Origin of the sequence: uncultured Cyclobacterium sp. (genome assembly GCF_963977555.1) — a bacterium.
In the GTDB taxonomy this organism is placed as follows: Bacteria; Bacteroidota; Bacteroidia; order Cytophagales; family Cyclobacteriaceae; genus Cyclobacterium.
In genome coordinates, this window is record NZ_CAXBPD010000010.1 from 225,822 (window position 1) to 243,942 (window position 18,121).

Genomic DNA, 18,121 nt, shown 5'->3' on the forward strand with positions numbered 1-18,121 from the left:
TTATCATCATTTTTTTACCAAATTTACAATTTTTATATTGCAAACGTTTTCGATAACGTTATCATTTAGAAATAAGACAATAAAACCTTACTTTTATTGAAAAATCATAAATTGGCCTTTTCTTAGAAAACATATAATTAATTATTTAGTTAGGTGATTTGACTTTAAATAAGTAAACCCAGTAATGCATGTCAAAACCAATTACGATAAAAGATATAGCGCTTAAGTTAAACATCTCTGTTGCCACAGTGTCCAGAGCCTTGAGAGGTTCTACTGAAATAAAGAAGGAAACCAAAATGGCGGTCCTGGAGATGGCCAAAGCAATGGATTACCACCCAAACCTACTAGCGAGTAGTCTTAGCAGTAAAAAATCTAAAATAATCGGTGTGGTCGTTCCTACCATCAACAGGTATTTTTGGTCCAATTCTATTTCCGGGATTGAAAACATCGCCTATAAAGAAGGCTATAAAGTGATGATTTTTCAATCAGGGGAATTATTCACCAAAGAAGTCGAGATTGTGGAAACCCTGGCCAATAGTCGTGTCGACGGGATTATTATTGCATTCTCCAAGCAGACCAAAGACTTTATACATGTGCAGCAGGTGATTGAAAGAGGCATTTCTGTAGTTATGCTCGAAAGAACCAGTGAAAACCTAAAGGCTTCTAAAGTAAGTACAGATGATAAAAATGGTGCTTACACCATCACAAAACATTTAATAGATAAAGGAAGAAGAAATATAGCCTATATCTGCGGTCCGATTTCTTTAATGGTTTGCAGAGATAGATTAATGGGTTATAAAAAAGCGTTGCAAGAAGCAGGTTTGCTCTTTAAGCAGGAGTATGTGATAGAAGTTGAAGATTTTAGGTATGAGCAAGCAGGGCAGGCATTGGAAAAACTTTGGAAATTGCCTGTAAAACCAGATGGAATCCTTTGTTTTGCCGATATTCTGGCCATTGGTACCATACATGCTGCCCATAATTTTGGTATAAAGATTCCTGAAGAACTATCGGTTGCCGGATTTGGAGATGATGAAACCAGTCGTTTTATAAGTCCATCTATCAGCACCATGTCCCAACCCTCTTTTGAAATGGGAGAGCTGGCGGCTAACATAATTCTGGAGGAGATAAAATTGTCAGGTGAGTACTGCATCAAAAGGACAGAAATAATAATGCCAAAACTTATTATTAGGGAGAGCACCTGAGCAATGCATTTGCGTTTATTTTTTTCTCGCTAAGGCGCAGAGACGCTAAGAGGAGATAGAGGTAATTCCTTTGAATACCTGTGCCTTGAATCAGTTAGTTTTAGGTTTATTTTTAGTTTGGGACGAATAATAAATCCTTTGCGACTCTGCGACTCTGCGTGCAATTCTTTCCAGAAAACGATTGTATTCCTAAATATTTGCTCGCTAAGGCGCAAAGACGCTAAGGGGTAAGGATAGTTTTTTTTTAAACCTTTGTCTTTAAACAGTTAGTATTAAGTTTTATTTTAGTTAGGGGATTATAAAGGTTCTTTGCGACTCCGCGGCTCTGCGTGCAATTCTTTCCAGAAAACGATTGTATTCCTAAATATTTGCTCGCTAAGGCGCAAAGACGCTAAGGGGTAAGGATAGTTTTTTTTTAAACCTTTGTCTTTAAACAGTTAGTATTAAGTTTTATTTTAGTTAGGGGATTATAAAGGTTCTTTGCGACTCCGCGGCTCTGCGTGCAATTCTTTCCTAAATAAGAATCCATTCCTTTTTATTTGCTCGCTAAGGCGCAGAGACGCTAAGAGGATTGAGAGAATACCATTGTGCTGAATCAGTTAGTTTTAGGTTTATTTTTAGTTTGGGACAAATAATAAATCCTTTGCGACTTTGCGACTCTGCGTGAAATTCTTTCCAGAATACGATTGTATTCCTAAATATTTGCTCGCTAAGGCGCTAAGACGCTAAGGGGTAAGGATAGTTTTTTTTAAACCTTTGTCTTTAACCAGTTAGTATTAAGTTTTATTTTAGTTAGGGGATAAAAATGTTCTTTGCGACTTCGCGGCTCTGCGTGCAACTCTTTCCTAAATACGAATCCATTCCTTTTTATTTGCTCGCTAAGGCGCTAAGACGCTAAGAAGATTGAGAGAATACCATTGTGCTGAATCAGTTAGTTTTAGGTTTATTTTTAGTTTGGGACAAATAATAAATCCTTTGCGACTTTGCGGCTCTGCGAGAAATTCATTCCTAAAAACGAATCCATCCCTATTTATTTGCTCGCTAAGGCGCAAAGTGGGTATGGATAATTTTTAATACTTATTCTTTATCAGGTATTATTGGGTTTATTTTTAGTTAATGGCAATAAACATTTTCTCTGCGGCTTCGCGGCTTTGCGAGATCTGTTCAAATTTTCTAATTGATCCCATCTACTCAACAACCATCAACCCTACCCTAAAAAGCCGGAAATAATCCTTTTCCACTTCTTTATCTGGTTTTTCCATTGTAGGATATTTAGAAGAATGTCATTACGAACCGCCAATAATATTCACCTCCCAACTTCATTTAGGTAGGTCGTATGATTCCATCAATGAAACTTCCCTGTCCGTTGCAACCATTGACACGGTCAGCTAAAGCAGATAGAACAGATCGTAAAGGAGCGTCTTGGAGAAACAAAAAATTAAAGTAAATTTATCTTTTGCTTTTAGGGTAAAAAAAATTAAGTATCAATATGTCAGGATCAAACCTTGGTATACTTTGCCGCGGAATGGTGGTCTACTTTTGCGGAATAATCCGTAAATTATAAATAGTTAAATATTATTATGTCAAAATCAGGAACAATTGTTATCGTAGAGGATGACAGAGACGATGTAGAGATTTTTGAATCGATAGTTCGCGATCTAAATATTCAAAATAAGATCGAATGGTTTGCTGAGGCCGAAAGTGCTTATAAGTACTTAAGTACGACATCGGACAAGATGTTTTTAATTTTCTCAGATATTAATATGCCAGGAAAAAACGGCTTAGAATTTAAGCGTGAAATAGATGCAACACCCGAGCTACGAAAAAAAAGTATTCCATTTGTTTTTTTCTCAACAGCAGCAAGCCAAAAAAATATAGATGAAGCCTACCTTAACTTAACAATCCAGGGCTTTTTTGTAAAAGGTAGTAATTATGATGAATTAAAGAAACTTTTAAAAAATATCTTTGAATATTGGATGCATTGCAAACATCCCAACGCATAATTATGAATGCGTTTTCCGGAAGAGGGACAGGCACTGTCAACTTTACCCCAGATGGGGTGTAGCCAGTAGCTACCTGATCCCCGCCACACATGTCACAGCTACAACCGTAATTACCTGTCTTTCGCATTGTAATTTGCTTTTCGAGGCTTCATCGTTGGCTCACTCTCCTTAAAGATAAAAATTTTAATATTTAATCGGGTACACCCGCTGTATCCAAGGTGATGTAATACACAGTTAATCTTTTAGTTTGATGTCTGCCGGAAATACAAAGTCGCTTGATGTCAATTTTTGTTTTGATACTTCGGTCGCAACACTTGTCCAGATGAAACCATTTTTATGATCAGTCATTACAAACTTCAAGCTTAAGGCTCCTTCAGTCGCTTCTAAATATTTATTCCATTCACCGAATTCATGTTCAATAAAATTCTTACGGTCGGTCTTGATGGTCTTGTTGAAGTAATATATTGTGGTGGCATTGTCTGTCTCCACCTGAATGGATTCACAGTCGTAACCCGCAATTTTTTCCTTTTTATCAAGTTTAGTTACTGTAAATTTTTGTGAAGTTTGTGTCGAACCGTCATGTTTTTGAGCGGTATTGTCCTTATTAAAATAATAGTAACTATTTGTTTCACTATTGTATAGTTGCATCCACGAATTTTTTTCATCATACGCTTTGTAATTCCAGTTGTCGATGAAGTAGTGTTGCTCTCGACCAAAATAAGGTACTAATTGGTCTGTGATGTCGTTACCCTTTAAGTCTGTGAACGAATATTTGTAAAGAATTTTTCCTACAAAAGTTTCTTTGTCAGAAGTGAAGGATGTTAATACAAGTGTCAAGATCGTAATTGCAAATAATTTTTTCATTGTTGCTTTTGTATTAATTTAATTGTGCATAAGGTTTCTATAGGCGCAGTTTTATTGCACAATATAACCGTATTTTGTAGGCTTGGTTTAGTTTTATTTTCTTTTGATACTATATAATATTAGGAAAGCATTCCTCGGATACCAGGTTTTATTAATTTTACAATAAGATCATTTAGATCACGGTAAACTAATCATCTCTTTACAAGATAGATAGAATTACCCAATATCAATAACGATAAAACCCAATTCCTAGGAGGAATTTTGAAAATCCCTTAGTTGCCTTATTCAATTAAGAACTTATGCGATTATTTAACTATCCTTCCATTAAATTTGTAAAGAAATCATAACTACTAAAATTTACACCTTGATCTAACTTTAACTCTAAGTTAAAAGAAAAGGTATGCCGGCTTGTTAGAAAATCAGTCATTTTACCCATTTTTAACTTCTTTTAGCAACTTTAGTAGACTTAAACCTATTCTTCCTAAAAAGTAAACCTATCCAAATGACAAAGGAACTGACCTTATCCTGCTTTTTGCTATTCATTTCATTGCAAGTTTCTGGATATCAAAAAGTACCCTCAGAAAAAACCTTACCCAATATCATTTTAATCAATGTCGATGACATGGGCTGGAGAGATACCGGCTTTATGGGTAGTGAGTTCTATGAAACCCCAAACCTTGACCTATTGGCCTCTAAAGGGATGATATTCAATCAAGCCTATGCTGCAGCGGCCAATTGCGCACCCAGCAGGGCCTGCATGATGAGTGGTGAAAATACCCCCCGACATGGCGTTTATACGGTGGCCAATTCGGATAGAGGTAAAACCGAAAACCGCAAGCTTGTACCTGTAGTCAATAATGAAACCATCGCGGACCATCACCTGCTTTTCTCTGAATTATTGCAACAAAATGGATATGCCACCTGCCATGCTGGAAAATGGCACATCAGCAAGGATCCTTTGTCCAGAGGATTTGATGTAAACATTGGAGGATCTGATGCAGGAAACCCCGGAAGCTATTACCCTCCTTATCGAAATGTGCCTAGTATTCAATCTACAAGCGATGAGTACCTGACCGACTTGGTGATGGACAAAACACTGGATTTTATAGCCGGCAACCAAAAGCAACCCTTTTTTCTTAATTATTCCCCTTACGCAGTACATACACCTATCCAACCTGTGACCGGATTGCTAAACAAGTACCTTGGTAAATCACCTTCAAATGAGCAAGACAATGCAGAATATGCTACCATGGTAGAAAATTTGGACCGCAACATTGGGCGGTTAATTGATTTATTGCATGAAAAGCAGTTGTTTGAAAACACATTTATCTTTTTCATTACTGACAATGGAGGATTATTTAAGGTGACCAAACAAAGGCCATTAAGGGCAGGTAAAGGTGCTTATTATGAAGGAGGTATTAGGGTTCCCTCTTTTGCAGTCTGGCCTGGTAGAATTAATCCCAGACAGGTATCCGAGGTGCCAATTACAAACCTTGATATCTTTCCAACCCTTATGGAATTGACAGGGATCACTAAACCGGAAAGCAAGAACCTAGATGGCCTAAGTTTACTCTCTTTGCTTACAGAAAATCAGCATTTACCGGAAAGGCCTCTTTTCTGGCACTTCCCTGTTTACCTAGAGGGAGGAAATGAGGAGAGCCAAGACCCGGTATTTAGAACTCGGCCAGGCTCAGCTGTGCGGTATGGTGATTGGAAGCTTATCCATTATTTTGAAAACAATGATTTAGAACTTTACAACCTAAAGGAAGACGTTTCAGAAAGCAATAACCTGGTGTATGAAAAACCGGAAAAAGCCAAGGAACTTTTAACCCTGATGGAAAATCTGCAGGACAATACAAATGCTCCCATTCCTAAAACTTTAAACCCTGATTTTAAGGCGAAATAATAAATTAGAATTCTATCAATTAAAAAATGCTTCAAATACAGAATCGATTTGAAAACAGGTGACCCCCACCGTCTTGAGGTTGTTTATGGTTTCTTCAGGAGTAATTTTGATCCTTTTGTGTTCATAAGCCCATGTATTAATCGCTCCCACGACCATCACCTCATGCTTTTTTGCCCAGTTAAAATCAGCTGAAGGAATTGCACTGGAAAACAGGTAATAGTGATCGGGGCTAAAATCCTTTCTTTTGGCATTTGCTTTCAATTGTCCAATGGAGCAACTAAGTTTTATTTTACCCGTAAAATATTCAGTCGATGCCTCTGTACCTATCATTAACGCTTCTCCCCTTAATTCATACCGATCAAGCAAGTTGATGATTTCATCGAAAGCCTCTTTTTCAAACCCATTGATTTTATTGTCCACCATCACTTGAATTTTGCCGGCACAGTGAGACAAAACCATTTCCAACTTCAAGACCTTTTGCCCAAAATCTCCCGTAAGTTCTCGGATTTCCTCCCAGGTCATTTCTGTTACGAGCCGGTCTTCCCCATAATACCTTTTAAAGTCTTTGTCGTGATGCGTAATTAACACCCCATCTTTAGTCAACCTCACATCCACCTCCACCATATAATACCCCCGATTGATTGCCTCATTTAAGGCCTTCAAATTGTTTTCAGGGATTTGATTGTTTACGATTCCTCCCCTGTGAGCAATTAAATTAAAACCATTTCGGACCTTAGGCGTTTGGCTCCAGCCAGACAATTGAAAACAGAATAGGTTCAGAAAAACAAACTGAAAAATAAGGTTTACCCTCATGCTTTAAGAATATTAAATCAATATAAAACAAGGTCAAATATACAGATTTGCTTCCTATTGCCTGGTTCACTTTTAATTAATTAAACATTAATTCTTAATGAGCTTGGCAGAATAACTGACCATTGATTTCTTATTTCATTCTTCCATTAAAAACACTTAGTTTTGATAAATAATATTTAAAAGCAAACCAAACCTATCGTCTTATGAACAATAAATCATTCAAATTAGTCTTATTTTCTTTCATCCTGATGCTCTCCTTCCATGTACAGGCTCAGGATGGGATGCCTAAAGGATGGAAAGTCGGCAGTCAAGCTTACACATTCAGACTTTTTTCGCTTGAGGAAACCCTTGAAAAACTTAACAGTATAGGGGTGAAATATGTAGAAATGTATCCTGGTCAAAAAATCAGTAAATCCGGCAATGAAACCACTGATTTCAAAAGCATAACTGCTGAAGGAAAAGCAAAAATCAAAGCCCTATTGAAACAATATGATATAGAGCCTGTGGGCTATGGGGTAGTTAACGCCAGTGATGAGGACTTGCCCAAATTATTTGATTTTGCCAAAGAATTAGGCATAGGCATACTCACCTCAGAAGCAAAGCCCAATCAATTTGATCAAATAGAAAAGCTTTGTGAGGAATACCAAATCAAACTTGCCTTACACAACCATCCTGTACCCTCCTACTATTGGCATCCTGAAGTAGCCGCAAGGTCGCTGGAAGGTAGATCGGAATTAATGGGCGTTTGCGCGGATATTGGACACTGGGTAAGGTCAGGCCTCAATCCTGTGGAATGTCTTAGACAATTGGAAGGAAGAGTTATCAGCCTTCACATAAAGGATTTGAACAAGTTTGGTGTCAGGGATGCACATGACCTACCATGGGGAACAGGCAATAGTAATGTGGCAGGCGTGCTTCATGAATTGCATAGACAAGGTTTTGAAGGGGCATTTTCTGCAGAATACGAACACAACTGGGAGAACAACCTTCCCGATGTGGAAGAAAGCATTGCCTACTTCAAAAGGGTGGCAGCGCAGTTGTAGGTATTATAAATTTCGTCATGATCGGAATTTATAATAGGTTAATCCTACTTTAGGTGACCACTTACTCAAAAAAATTCGGGACACTTTTTCATAGTGGCCCGAATTTTTTTTTAAAATAACCTAAACCTTTTGTTTCTACTCGTGAGAAACGTCCTCAAGCATTTGCTTGACCTTATCAGGCACATTGTCTCGCTCGATAAAGCCAACCAATATGTAAGTGATGGTAGAGCAAATTACTGGTAGACCTATTTCAAGTGCCAGGTTTCCTACATCCACATTTTTGGTAATCACAAAAGCCACAAGACCAACCAAAATAGAACCAATAGCTGCTTTAGGTCCACAAGATTTAAACCAGGGGATCAAGCCAAATAACATTGGTACCGCAATTGGCCCAACTAAGGCACCAAACCAGCTAATGATTAATCCTAAAACGCCGCCAAATTTCTCAAACTGAAGGGCGACAAGGATGGTTCCTAGGGTAAAAAGGAATGTGGTAATCCTTGCAGTCAATAAGGATGTTCTTCCATCTCGGAATTTTTTATTAAGTGCAGGGAGTATGTCTCTGGTAATTACAGCAGATATCGTATTTATATCAGAAGAAGTCATGGACATGGTGTTGGCAAATAGTGATGCGATTACCAAGCCTATAAGCCCTACAGGCAGTAATTCCATGGTCAAAATCCCATATGACTGTGTTGGATCTTCCAGGCCTGGAAGAATCACTGGAGCAGCCCACATTGGGAAAAACAATATCAATGGCCAGATAATGTATAAAATACCAGATAATCTCGCCGCTTTTGTAGCTTCTTGTTCTGAAGGTGAAGAAATGTATCTGGTAGCCAAATTCCACTGCCCACCATTGTAAGATAGGAAATTGATAAACAGGAACAAGAGTGCAAAACCAACGGTATAAGGTTCATTGAAGGCATCTCCATTACCATCTGGTAACTGGTCCCATACGGTAAATACACTTTCAATGCCTCCTAATTTCTCGATTACCACGTAAAACATAACAAGGCCTGCTATGATCTGAACAATAAACTGGGCAAAATCGGTGATAATTACTGCCCACAAGCCTCCAAAGGTAATGTAAAGCAAAGATATACCTCCTGAAATTAAAATACCATAGGTCAAAGATATTCCGGTAAATACATTTAATAAAATAGCTATGGCAGCCCACTTTGCCCCAATATCAAATAATTTGAGGATGACGCCACTCCATGCCATTAATTGCTGGGTGGCCAGATTATAGCGAGTAGCAAGAAACTCTAGAGGAGATTGGATTTTAAATCTTTTTCTCAAACGTACCCAATAAACTGGGAAAATCTTGGCTGAAATGACGACTGATAAACCAATTCCCAGGGCCCACCAGATGTACAATGAAAACCCATGAGTATAAGCTAATCCTGCATAGGCCACAAATACGGCTCCACTATAACCTGACACGTGGTGAGATATCCCAGATAGCCACCAGGGGAGTTTCCCTCCTGCTACAAAATAGTCCTCAGCATCATTGTTTCTAAAATAGGACCATACGCCTATGAGAAGCATCAATAAAAAGAACACCCCGATTACGATCAGGTCAATGGTACTTAATTCCATGTAAGAAAATTTTGATGATTAATTGGCAAAAAGGCCAAACCAAAATGGTTCGGCCTTACTGTTTGAATAAATACCAGAATTAAACGGTTGGCTCCCAACCCGGCTCATATTCCCTTTTCCAAAGCTCCATTGCTTTTGGATCGTATTTTATATTTCCATTAGAAGAATCTACATGTAAGGTTCTTCCGATACGTTGAGAAATATTACCCAACTGCAATAGCAAGGTACTTTGGTGAGCACCTACGATTTCAGACCTTACTTCTATTCCATTGGTGATTCCGTCAAAGAAGTTTTGAATGTGAAGTGCATCCAAAGCTTGCGCTGGATTTGAGGTATTGGTAGGGTCGATTACCTGATCATTTTTCACGTCTTTTACCAATTCATCCTTAAGGTTGAAAATCTTATAGGAATTTCCTCCTTCGATCAATAGGCTTCCTTCTTCGCCATAAAACAAAGTTCCTACATTTCCACTTTCAATTTTCTTACCGTTACAACTTCTGCCTTCCCAGGTGATCATGGATTTGTTGTCAAATTCCATATTGATAACTTGTGTATCTGGCGTTTGCCAATCGTCCTCATACCTGTATCTTCCACCTGAAGAGTTTACTTTATTAGGGTATTCTACTTGTAATCCCCAACGCGCAAGATCCACCATATGGGTACCATTATTTAATGCTTCACCAGTTCCCCAGTTCCAAAACCAATGCCAGTTGTAGTGGATTATATTGTCTCTATAGGCCTCTCTTGGCGCCGGCCCCTGCCATAATTCAAAGTCCAACCATTCAGGAACTGGGACTTGCTTACCGTTACCGATGGGCGCTCTGTTGTTAGCGTACCAGGTTTTTGCCATATAAGGTTTTCCGATAACTCCGTTGTGAAGCTCTTCAATACCTTTGATTACATTTGGCCAGGAACGTCTTTGGTTACCCACCTGAACTACTTTATTGTATTTCTTCTGTGCCTGCATAAGCAATTCTCCTTCATGAGGATTGTGTGCACAAGGTTTTTCAACATACACATGTTTGCCTGCTTTTAGGCCCAAAATAGCTGCTGGTGCATGCCAGTGATCAGGAGCAGTTACTATCAAAGCATCCACATCCTTGTCTTCAAGAACCTTTCTTAAGTCCTTTTCGATTTTTGGTCTTCTGCCTTGAATGTCATTAACAGATCCAGCGAATTTTTCGGCAGCTCTTATGTCCACATCGCAGCTATAGATTACATCACACTGCTTTTGACTCGCAAAGTTGGTTCCAACAGCATGGCCCCTACTTACTACTCCCATACTTGCTACATTGATACGATCATTTGCACCAATAATCTTTCCGTAGCTTTTAGCTGTCATGCCAGGTAACATCCCTCCTACTGTCGCAAAAGTTGCTCCAGCAATGGCCTTTTTCACAAAAGTTCTTCTACTATTTTTCATATTAAAAGGTAATTATTTAAATTTTAATTTTTTGGGCATCTCTTTTTCCTTTCGCCAAAACAGCATCTAGGGAAACCGCTCTACCATTCATTTTTTTGCTCTCATCTGCAGCCTGCATAAAAGCGAAAATTTCTATGGTTTCCTCTTCGCTAATAGGTGATGTTCCTGAATCGAAGAATTTGGCTATTTCTACCAATAAAGGGCGATAGCCACCATACCCTCCCATGTCCATTATACCCGTTTCACCGAAAGCTTTTCCTCCGTAGCCACCTTTACCTGACCTGGTTCCTCTGAAGGTTCCGATTTTTCCACCTTCCCAGGTTCCGACTACTACATCTGCTCCTTCGGTATAAGTCCTTTGGACCGTTTTACAACCAGCTCCCATTAAGCTATAGAGTGTTTCCACACCATGGATTCCATACCAAAATAGATCCGGGTGGGTAACTTCGTATTTTGCAGGACTAAATGCGTCTGCACCATAAACCTCACCGATTTCACCATTTCTAACTTTTATTGCATTCTCCATATACCTTAAAGAACTACTAGAGAAAACCGGCACATTGTATTTTTTGGCCGCAGCAAATATGGCAATGGCATCTGGCAAAGAAGCCGCTATCGGTTTATCAATAAATACGGTCTTACCTGATTTGAAAACTTCCAATGCTTGTTCAAGGTGAAGTCTACCATCATTGGTTTCCAATAAAATAACATCCACTTTTTCAAGAAGGGCAGCGATTGAATCTACGATTTCTACACCTAGCTTCTTAATTTCTTCTATATACCCCGGAATTCTTTCTACCGATGTTTCAATATCTTTACTGCCATGAGGATAAGCAGCAACAACTTTATAACCACCCAAATCTGATCCAGCATCAGAAGCATTAAAGGCTTTGGCAAACGCAATACTGTGGGAGGTATCAAGTCCTATTATACCAACACTTTTTTTCCGTTTAACAGATGGGGTGCCAAATGAAAGGGTAGACGAGGCCAACCCAAGGCCTAGTCCCGCCACAGCCGCTTTACCCATAAAATCTCTTCGTTTAATCAATGTGTCCATAAATTGTTAGTAATACTTAAAATAACTTGTTGACTTATTTTGCGATTTTAAAGTGAAAGATTAAAATCTAATCAAACAATTTACTAAAAAATTTAAAAAGGTTGAGATTGATTTTACATGAAATGCATTTTAACGACTATCCGCAAATAAAAAAGTCTCTTCGACATTGCTAAATGAGGTTTTAAAACACTAAAAATCAACATTTTACCATGTATTTTTTTATCACGGAATATTCAGCATTATTTCATGAACGGAACTAAAATATATTGACAATAAAAAATACCAGCCATTTAAGAATGATAGCTGGTATTTTTTTATGATTAGAAACTAAAAATCATTTGAAACTATTGTCCATCCAATTTGTTCCAAAACTGTATTGAACCTTGACGGGTTCAATGGTCTATTTATTTGGCGGTTGAGAGGGTCTAACCTCAATTTTACTTGGAAGCGTTCTAGCATCAAGTTTGAATAACCCTACTACCAATTCCCCTAAGTCTTCTTTTTGGATTTTCCAGGCATCCTTCTCATCCACTTCGTGGTCGTTAAAGCCCGTAGCTACGGATCCTGGCATAATCGTACTTACCCTTACACCGTATTGCCTTAAATCCAGCATCACCGCCTGAGTAAAGCCGGTCAATCCAAATTTACTCGCATTGTATGCAGATCCATTAGCAAAAAAGTTTGTGCCGGCTAAACTTGATATCGTTAAAAAGAAACCTTTTGTTGCTTTCAAAGCATCAACAGAAGCTTTGATACCATAAAACACCCCGGTTAAGTTGGTGTCAATAGTATCTTGCCACTGCTCTACACTTAAATCTTCTACGGGTGCAAAATGACCGACACCTGCATTGGCAATAAAATAGTCCAATTTCCCCCATTCCTTGAGTACTTGAGCTACTACATTTTTCTGAGCGCTATAATCCTTGACATCCATTTCAAAGGCCTTTATTTTCCCTTTAGATGCCTCCATTTTACGGATTTTTTCTGCAGCCTCTTCCGCCCGTCCTAAGGACCGACTGGTAATGGCTACGTTTACACCTTCGGCTACCAATGCCTGTGCAATGCCAAATCCAATTCCTGTATTACCACCCGTAATTAGGGCTGTTGTATTCTGTAGTTCCATGTTTTTAAAATTTTGATAAAAAAAAAGGCCAATGTTAACCATTGGCCTTATAACAATAAAAAAAATTACTTGGTTTTATCTTTCGCTTCTGCGATCAAATTTTTTCCTTTAGCCCTTGTTTCCTCGGCTACAGAAGCTATATTTTTATTCATTTTGTCCAACTTTTCGTTCATTCCTTTTACAAAATGGTCAAATTGTCCATTGATATCTTTCAAATAACCTTCCCCTTTTTGGGATAGTTTTTTTCTAGTTGTTTTACCTTTCTCAGGAGCAACCAACAATCCAATTTGTACCCCTATCGCAAGTCCTGCCAATGTCCCTAAAATTATTTTCGCTGATTTCATAATGTCTTTTTAATTGTGGTTTAAAATTTAAAAGCTTAACACCTTAAATTAAGATGCTATGGGTGATACAATACAAGTTCTATACCAAAGTGAAGATTTAATAAAAAAATTGAAGAATTCAAGAAAATAAAATTCATGAACATATCTTAAAGACCAAAAACGCACCCAAACCTAAAAATAAAGCTGATTTTAATCCTTATTCCGGTTCATTAACTATAATTTAGGCTAAATTTTTAAAATCCCTTTAAGATGCGTTCGAAAAAGCAAAAGAAAGTTTTAATGGCCTTAATAGGCACTGTTTTAATATTTTCAGTTCCACTGGCAAGTATTGGCCAGCAAGCAAAAATCCACAGCCATAATGATTATCTTCAAAATGCCCCTTTTTGGGAAGCGTATGCCAACGACGCTGCATCAATAGAAGCAGATGTAATACTTCAAGGCAGTACTTTATATGTTGCACATGAGAAGGAAAGTATAAAAGATGGGCAAACCCTTACCTCCCTTTATTTGGATCCGATGCTAAAAGCCAAAAAACTTGGGTTGGGCAAATTAAATCCAATCCTCCTTCTAGTGGACATTAAAACCGAAGCCTATTCTACTTTAGATAAAGTAATGGAAGCCATTAAACCCTATGGCATCCTTTGGGAAGATCAGGAAAATCCATTTGTGAAAATAGTTATTTCAGGAAACAGGCCAAAGGTGGAAGATTATCCTAAATATCCTTTTCCAATATTTTTTGATTACCAAAGTATTCAAGACACTGAAAATCTCCCAATGGAGAAAATTGAACTTTTCAGTTTAAGCTTCAAAAATTTTTCCCAATGGAATGGAAAAGGCCGGCTTGTAGACGAGGACCTTAACAAAATTAAATCAGTACTGGACCTTGTACATGGTATGGAAAAACCTTTCCGCTTTTGGGCTACTCCAGACAGTAAAACGTCTTGGAAAGCTTTGTATGAATTAGGAGTAGATTTTATCAATACAGACCATCCTTACGCAGCAAATGCCTATTTGAGCAACCTAAATGACCGCTATTATCAAACACCAGACCTAAGCAAAATCTACAAACCTACCTTTGAAAGAGATGGAATCAGCGGCCCTGTTGATAACGTAATTCTACTTATTGGTGATGGAAACGGCCTGGCACAAATTTCTGCCGCCATGTATGGCAATGGCAATCAGTTGACGTTGACACAGCTTAAAAATATTGGATTGATCAAAACACAAGCTGCAGACGATTTCACAACAGACTCTGCGGCAGCGGGGACAGCCTTGGCTACAGGAAATAAAGTGAAAAACAGAAGTGTGGGAGCACTTCCTGATGGAAGTCCAGCAAAAAACCTACCTGAGGTTTTGGATAGCCAGGGTTTTATAACGGGCATTGTTACCACTGATAAATTAACAGGAGCCACTCCAGGGTCATTTTATGCACATAGGACAGAAAGGGACATGACCAAAGAAATTGCCAGTGACCTGGCCAAAAGCCCTTTAAACCTATTCATTGGAGGGGGCAAAAACGACTTCACAAGCTATGAAGTAAATGAAACTGTGAATTTATCCAGTGCGGGGTTCGAACTTACTGCTTCATTGGATCAGCTAGCAGCAAGTGATTCCGATAAGGTAGGTTATTTTGCTTCGGATGATGAACTACCTAAAGTGATGAATGGCCGCCAAGGCTACCTGAGAGATGCTACTCTAGCCAGTTTGCAATTTTTGGAAAGGAAAAATAAACCTTTTTTCTTAATGGTAGAAGCTGCTTTTATTGATTCAGGAGGACATATAAATGATAGCCAGACGGTAATCGAAGAAGGGATTGATTTTGACCAAGCGATCGCTGAAGCCCTTCGGTTTGCTGACCAAAATGGACGGACGTTGATAATCATCACTGCTGATCATGAAACTGGAGGAATCACCCTCCCACAAGGCAATCTAAATGCTCGAAGCGTAGAACTTGAATTCTCCACTGAAGACCATACTGCCATCATGGTACCGATTTTTGCTTACGGACCTCAGTCTGATCTTTTTCGAGGAATTTATGAAAACACTGCCGTATTTGACAAAATATACGAAGCATTAAAACCAAGTTTTAAGTAATTATTTGTTTTTTATTACGCTTAAGGTTACCAATTGATGTTTTAGCCTTATATTCAGCTATGATTTATAAAACTGGAAACTTGCTCTTTACCAGAATGGTAAAACAGATACCTTTCATATTGTTGTATATTTTAATGTGTTCCCCTATCTCCCTTATGGCCCAAAAATCCAAAGAAATCATTTACGTTGGCACCTATAGCCAAAACAATAGTGAAGGCATTTATGTATTGGAATTTGACAGAAAAAACCTGACTACCACTACTGTCCAAACCATCCATGACAAAGAAAGCCCCACCTTTTTGGCCTTGCATCCTAACAAGAAGTTTTTATATGCTGCCTATAGGGAAGGTAAAGATGCCAAAGATGAAGCAGGAACGGTAATCGCTTATGCTATTGCTCCGGATACGGGCAAACTGACCAAGATCAATGAAGTGTCCTCTGTAGGTGCGAGTCCTTGCCATATTAGTGTAGACCCCTCAGGAAATGTGGTGTTTCTGTCTCATTATAAGGGTGGTAATTTGTCCACATTTAAGATCTTAGAAAATGGAGGGCTAAGTGAAGCGGCTTCTTTTATTCAACATACAGGTAAAAGCGTTCATGCCAACCAAACAACCGCCCATATGCATGCCATGATTCCATCAAAAGATGGTCAATGGGTATATGCCTCGGATTTAGGAATTGATCAGATATTAAAATACAAGGTTAAAAAGACCAATGGTACGGTGGACGAAAGCCCAGTGATTGTTAAAACAACTCCAGGTGCAGGCCCCAGGCATTTCGTATTCCATCCTAGCCTTCCATTTGCCTACTCTCTAGAGGAGTTGAGCAATACAATAAGTGTATACATATTGGATGAGACCAATGGTGACTTAAGCCCTATTGATAGGATTAACATGCTAAATGACAAACTACATAGTGACTATAACGCGGGTGCTGATATTCATTTTTCTATGGATGGCCGATGGCTATATGCAAGTAATCGAGGACAGGACAATTTAGTCGTGTACAAAGTAGATCCAGAAACAGGTTTGCTGGAAACACAAGGGCATGTACCTGCAGGTGGCAAACACCCTAGAAATTTTAAAGTGGATGAGAAAGGTACGCTGGTATTTGTAGCCAATATGGAAACAGACAACCTAGCCATTTTTAATATAGACCACAAAACTGGAATGCTTACAGCGACCGGTAAAAACATCGAAATTCCAAGACCAGTATTTATCGAACAATTGTTTATAGAGTAATTTTAATTTATTAATGTCCACAAAGCCGTAAAAATTGGCATTGATGGATGTTAGCCAACTAATTTTACCAATTAAACCCATTAAATTCAGGTTAAAAAAACAAAACCCCTCAATGCCATTAGGCGAAGAGGGGTTTTGTTTTTTAACTCTTTTTATCGCAAGTTGTCCAAAGACATACGTGCCAACACTATCTTTTCATAGGCATTCTCTTCCCCTTTTTCATACAAGCAAAGAAATTCGCCATTGGGCAAAGCTGCCAAAGCTGAATAGGCAGATGGGCCTGAATGGAGTAATTTAGAGGCAGCCCAGGTCCTGCCGCTGTCCCTACTTAACTTAATGGTCATGTTCTCTCTTTTTGTGCTTGCCGGATTGGAAAATAAAACCAGGTCTCCAGTCCGATCGTTAGGCCAAGAATACCTCAAAAAAGCTGCCTGACAAACCGGCTCAACTAAAGTAGAGGCTTCCACTGGATGGGACCAAGAAATACCACCATCCCTGCTAACTGACAGTGCCCTTCTATTTTTACCGAAATAAGACCGCATGTTCATTAATAGGGTACCATTTCCATCTGCCATTTCTATTAGCTGGCTTTCGTTCATTTTGGGTGAGATCGAACCTCCAAGTTCCCAGGTTGTCCCATGGTCATCACTAAAAATAACATGAGATCCATATTCAAAAGGTCCTCCTCTTACACCCCCATTTGGGTCATCATAACTGTGATTGGCAGGGATCACCAAACGCCCTTTATTGGGGCCATACTTAATTTGGATACCTACACCTGGACCAGTAGCATACCATCCCCAAGACGGATCCTTGGTGGTTTCAGTAATGTCTTTGGATTCGGACCAACTTTCGCCATTGTCAGTGGATTTCATCACAAATACCCTTCGCGTATCTTTGCTTTTTTTAGTAATTATATCTCCTTCATGATCATCCCCTCTATTCCATGTGAGCAATAAATGGATGTCTCCAGTAATTTCATCTAGCACAGGGTTAGGGTTACCACATACACTTTCGTCTTTGTCCCATAAAACGGTTTGTTCAGACCATGTGCGCCCTCCATCTGTAGATTTTTTCATTAAGACATCTATGTCTCCAGTATCAGAACTCCCCGAATTTCTCCCCTCAACAAAAGCCAAAACAGAACCGTCTGCCGCTATAAGAAGCGAAGGAATGCGATAGGTATGGTAACCACCTTCGCCTGCAATGAAGAGGTCTTGCTCTGTAGGTTTATTTATCGTTTCATTCTTTTCTAATTGAGCACTGGCGAAATAAAAAGAGATTAGCGTTATAAGAAAATTGATCATTGGGGGTAGGTAATTGTTAATGGTTAATTATTAATTATTAATTGTTAATTATTAATTGTTAATTATTAATTGTTAATTATTAATTGTTAATTATTAATT

The 18,121-nt window shown here is 38.6% G+C and carries 14 protein-coding genes; 6 read left to right on the forward strand and 8 right to left on the reverse strand.

Going from position 1 to position 18,121, the window contains the following annotated elements:
* Positions 1-188: 188 nt before the first annotated feature.
* The gene (locus AAC073_RS14435) at positions 189-1,202 is read left to right on the forward strand and encodes a LacI family DNA-binding transcriptional regulator (RefSeq protein WP_339924488.1); all 1,014 of its coding nucleotides are present in this window, start codon (positions 189-191) and stop codon (positions 1,200-1,202) included.
* A 1,580-nt stretch (positions 1,203-2,782) separates the two neighbouring features.
* On the forward strand, positions 2,783-3,205 hold the full coding sequence (locus AAC073_RS14440; protein ID WP_339924489.1) for a response regulator: 423 nt from the start codon (positions 2,783-2,785) through the stop codon (positions 3,203-3,205).
* A 234-nt stretch (positions 3,206-3,439) separates the two neighbouring features.
* Here AAC073_RS14440 and AAC073_RS14445 read toward each other — a convergent pair whose 3' ends face one another.
* Positions 3,440-4,069, reverse strand: a complete 630-nt coding sequence (locus AAC073_RS14445; RefSeq protein ID WP_339924490.1) for a DUF4412 domain-containing protein — start codon at positions 4,067-4,069, stop codon at positions 3,440-3,442.
* Positions 4,070-4,571: 502 nt separating this feature from the next.
* Here AAC073_RS14445 and AAC073_RS14450 point away from each other — a divergent pair.
* Positions 4,572-5,975, forward strand: coding sequence for a sulfatase (locus tag AAC073_RS14450; protein ID WP_339924491.1), 1,404 nt, complete (start codon positions 4,572-4,574; stop codon positions 5,973-5,975).
* A 15-nt stretch (positions 5,976-5,990) separates the two neighbouring features.
* On the opposite strand, the gene AAC073_RS14455 is transcribed toward AAC073_RS14450, so the two are convergent.
* Positions 5,991-6,788 (reverse strand): glycerophosphodiester phosphodiesterase family protein, encoded by a 798-nt coding sequence (locus tag AAC073_RS14455; RefSeq protein ID WP_339924492.1) that lies wholly within the window; start codon positions 6,786-6,788, stop codon positions 5,991-5,993.
* A 203-nt stretch (positions 6,789-6,991) separates the two neighbouring features.
* On the opposite strand from AAC073_RS14455, the gene AAC073_RS14460 reads away from it, so the two are divergent.
* On the forward strand, positions 6,992-7,831 hold the full coding sequence (locus tag AAC073_RS14460) for a sugar phosphate isomerase/epimerase (protein WP_339924493.1): 840 nt from the start codon (positions 6,992-6,994) through the stop codon (positions 7,829-7,831).
* Between the two features lie 135 nt (positions 7,832-7,966).
* Here the strand turns inward: AAC073_RS14460 and AAC073_RS14465 are convergent, their stop codons facing one another.
* From AAC073_RS14465 to AAC073_RS14485, 5 genes are all read right to left on the reverse strand, one after another.
* Entirely contained in the window at positions 7,967-9,433 is a 1,467-nt protein-coding gene (locus tag AAC073_RS14465; RefSeq protein ID WP_339924494.1) for a sodium:solute symporter family protein, read from the reverse strand.
* Between the two features lie 79 nt (positions 9,434-9,512).
* Positions 9,513-10,856 carry a Gfo/Idh/MocA family oxidoreductase gene (locus tag AAC073_RS14470; protein ID WP_339924495.1) on the reverse strand — a complete coding sequence of 448 codons (1,344 nt, stop codon included), beginning with the start codon at positions 10,854-10,856 and terminating at the stop codon, positions 9,513-9,515.
* Between the two features lie 16 nt (positions 10,857-10,872).
* Complete coding sequence (locus AAC073_RS14475) at positions 10,873-11,913, reverse strand: Gfo/Idh/MocA family oxidoreductase (RefSeq protein ID WP_339924496.1); 1,041 nt, start codon at positions 11,911-11,913, stop codon at positions 10,873-10,875.
* A 400-nt stretch (positions 11,914-12,313) separates the two neighbouring features.
* Positions 12,314-13,036, reverse strand: a complete 723-nt coding sequence (locus tag AAC073_RS14480) for an SDR family oxidoreductase (protein WP_339924497.1) — start codon at positions 13,034-13,036, stop codon at positions 12,314-12,316.
* 65 nt (positions 13,037-13,101) lie between these two features.
* Complete coding sequence (locus AAC073_RS14485; protein ID WP_339924498.1) at positions 13,102-13,380, reverse strand: YtxH domain-containing protein; 279 nt, start codon at positions 13,378-13,380, stop codon at positions 13,102-13,104.
* Between the two features lie 249 nt (positions 13,381-13,629).
* Here AAC073_RS14485 and AAC073_RS14490 point away from each other — a divergent pair, with 249 nt between their 5' ends.
* On the forward strand, positions 13,630-15,474 hold the full coding sequence (locus AAC073_RS14490) for an alkaline phosphatase (protein ID WP_339924499.1): 1,845 nt from the start codon (positions 13,630-13,632) through the stop codon (positions 15,472-15,474).
* 95 nt (positions 15,475-15,569) lie between these two features.
* On the forward strand, positions 15,570-16,715 hold the full coding sequence (locus AAC073_RS14495; protein ID WP_339924500.1) for a lactonase family protein: 1,146 nt from the start codon (positions 15,570-15,572) through the stop codon (positions 16,713-16,715).
* A 152-nt stretch (positions 16,716-16,867) separates the two neighbouring features.
* Here the strand turns inward: AAC073_RS14495 and AAC073_RS14500 are convergent, their stop codons facing one another.
* Entirely contained in the window at positions 16,868-18,022 is a 1,155-nt protein-coding gene (locus AAC073_RS14500) for a sialidase family protein (RefSeq protein ID WP_339924501.1), read from the reverse strand.
* Positions 18,023-18,121 lie beyond the last annotated feature (99 nt).

Coding starts and splice junctions, on each gene's coding strand:
- AAC073_RS14485 (WP_339924498.1), bottom strand. CDS start 13,380: ATGAAATCAGCGAAAATAATTTTAGGGACATTGGCAGGACTTGCGATA.
- AAC073_RS14475 (WP_339924496.1), bottom strand. CDS start 11,913: ATGGACACATTGATTAAACGAAGAGATTTTATGGGTAAAGCGGCTGTG.
- AAC073_RS14470 (WP_339924495.1), bottom strand. CDS start 10,856: ATGAAAAATAGTAGAAGAACTTTTGTGAAAAAGGCCATTGCTGGAGCA.
- AAC073_RS14480 (WP_339924497.1), bottom strand. CDS start 13,036: ATGGAACTACAGAATACAACAGCCCTAATTACGGGTGGTAATACAGGA.
- AAC073_RS14500 (WP_339924501.1), bottom strand. CDS start 18,022: ATGATCAATTTTCTTATAACGCTAATCTCTTTTTATTTCGCCAGTGCT.
- AAC073_RS14435 (WP_339924488.1), top strand. CDS start 189: ATGTCAAAACCAATTACGATAAAAGATATAGCGCTTAAGTTAAACATC.
- AAC073_RS14465 (WP_339924494.1), bottom strand. CDS start 9,433: ATGGAATTAAGTACCATTGACCTGATCGTAATCGGGGTGTTCTTTTTA.
- AAC073_RS14455 (WP_339924492.1), bottom strand. CDS start 6,788: ATGAGGGTAAACCTTATTTTTCAGTTTGTTTTTCTGAACCTATTCTGT.
- AAC073_RS14450 (WP_339924491.1), top strand. CDS start 4,572: ATGACAAAGGAACTGACCTTATCCTGCTTTTTGCTATTCATTTCATTG.
- AAC073_RS14495 (WP_339924500.1), top strand. CDS start 15,570: ATGGTAAAACAGATACCTTTCATATTGTTGTATATTTTAATGTGTTCC.
- AAC073_RS14460 (WP_339924493.1), top strand. CDS start 6,992: ATGAACAATAAATCATTCAAATTAGTCTTATTTTCTTTCATCCTGATG.
- AAC073_RS14440 (WP_339924489.1), top strand. CDS start 2,783: ATGTCAAAATCAGGAACAATTGTTATCGTAGAGGATGACAGAGACGAT.
- AAC073_RS14490 (WP_339924499.1), top strand. CDS start 13,630: ATGCGTTCGAAAAAGCAAAAGAAAGTTTTAATGGCCTTAATAGGCACT.
- AAC073_RS14445 (WP_339924490.1), bottom strand. CDS start 4,069: ATGAAAAAATTATTTGCAATTACGATCTTGACACTTGTATTAACATCC.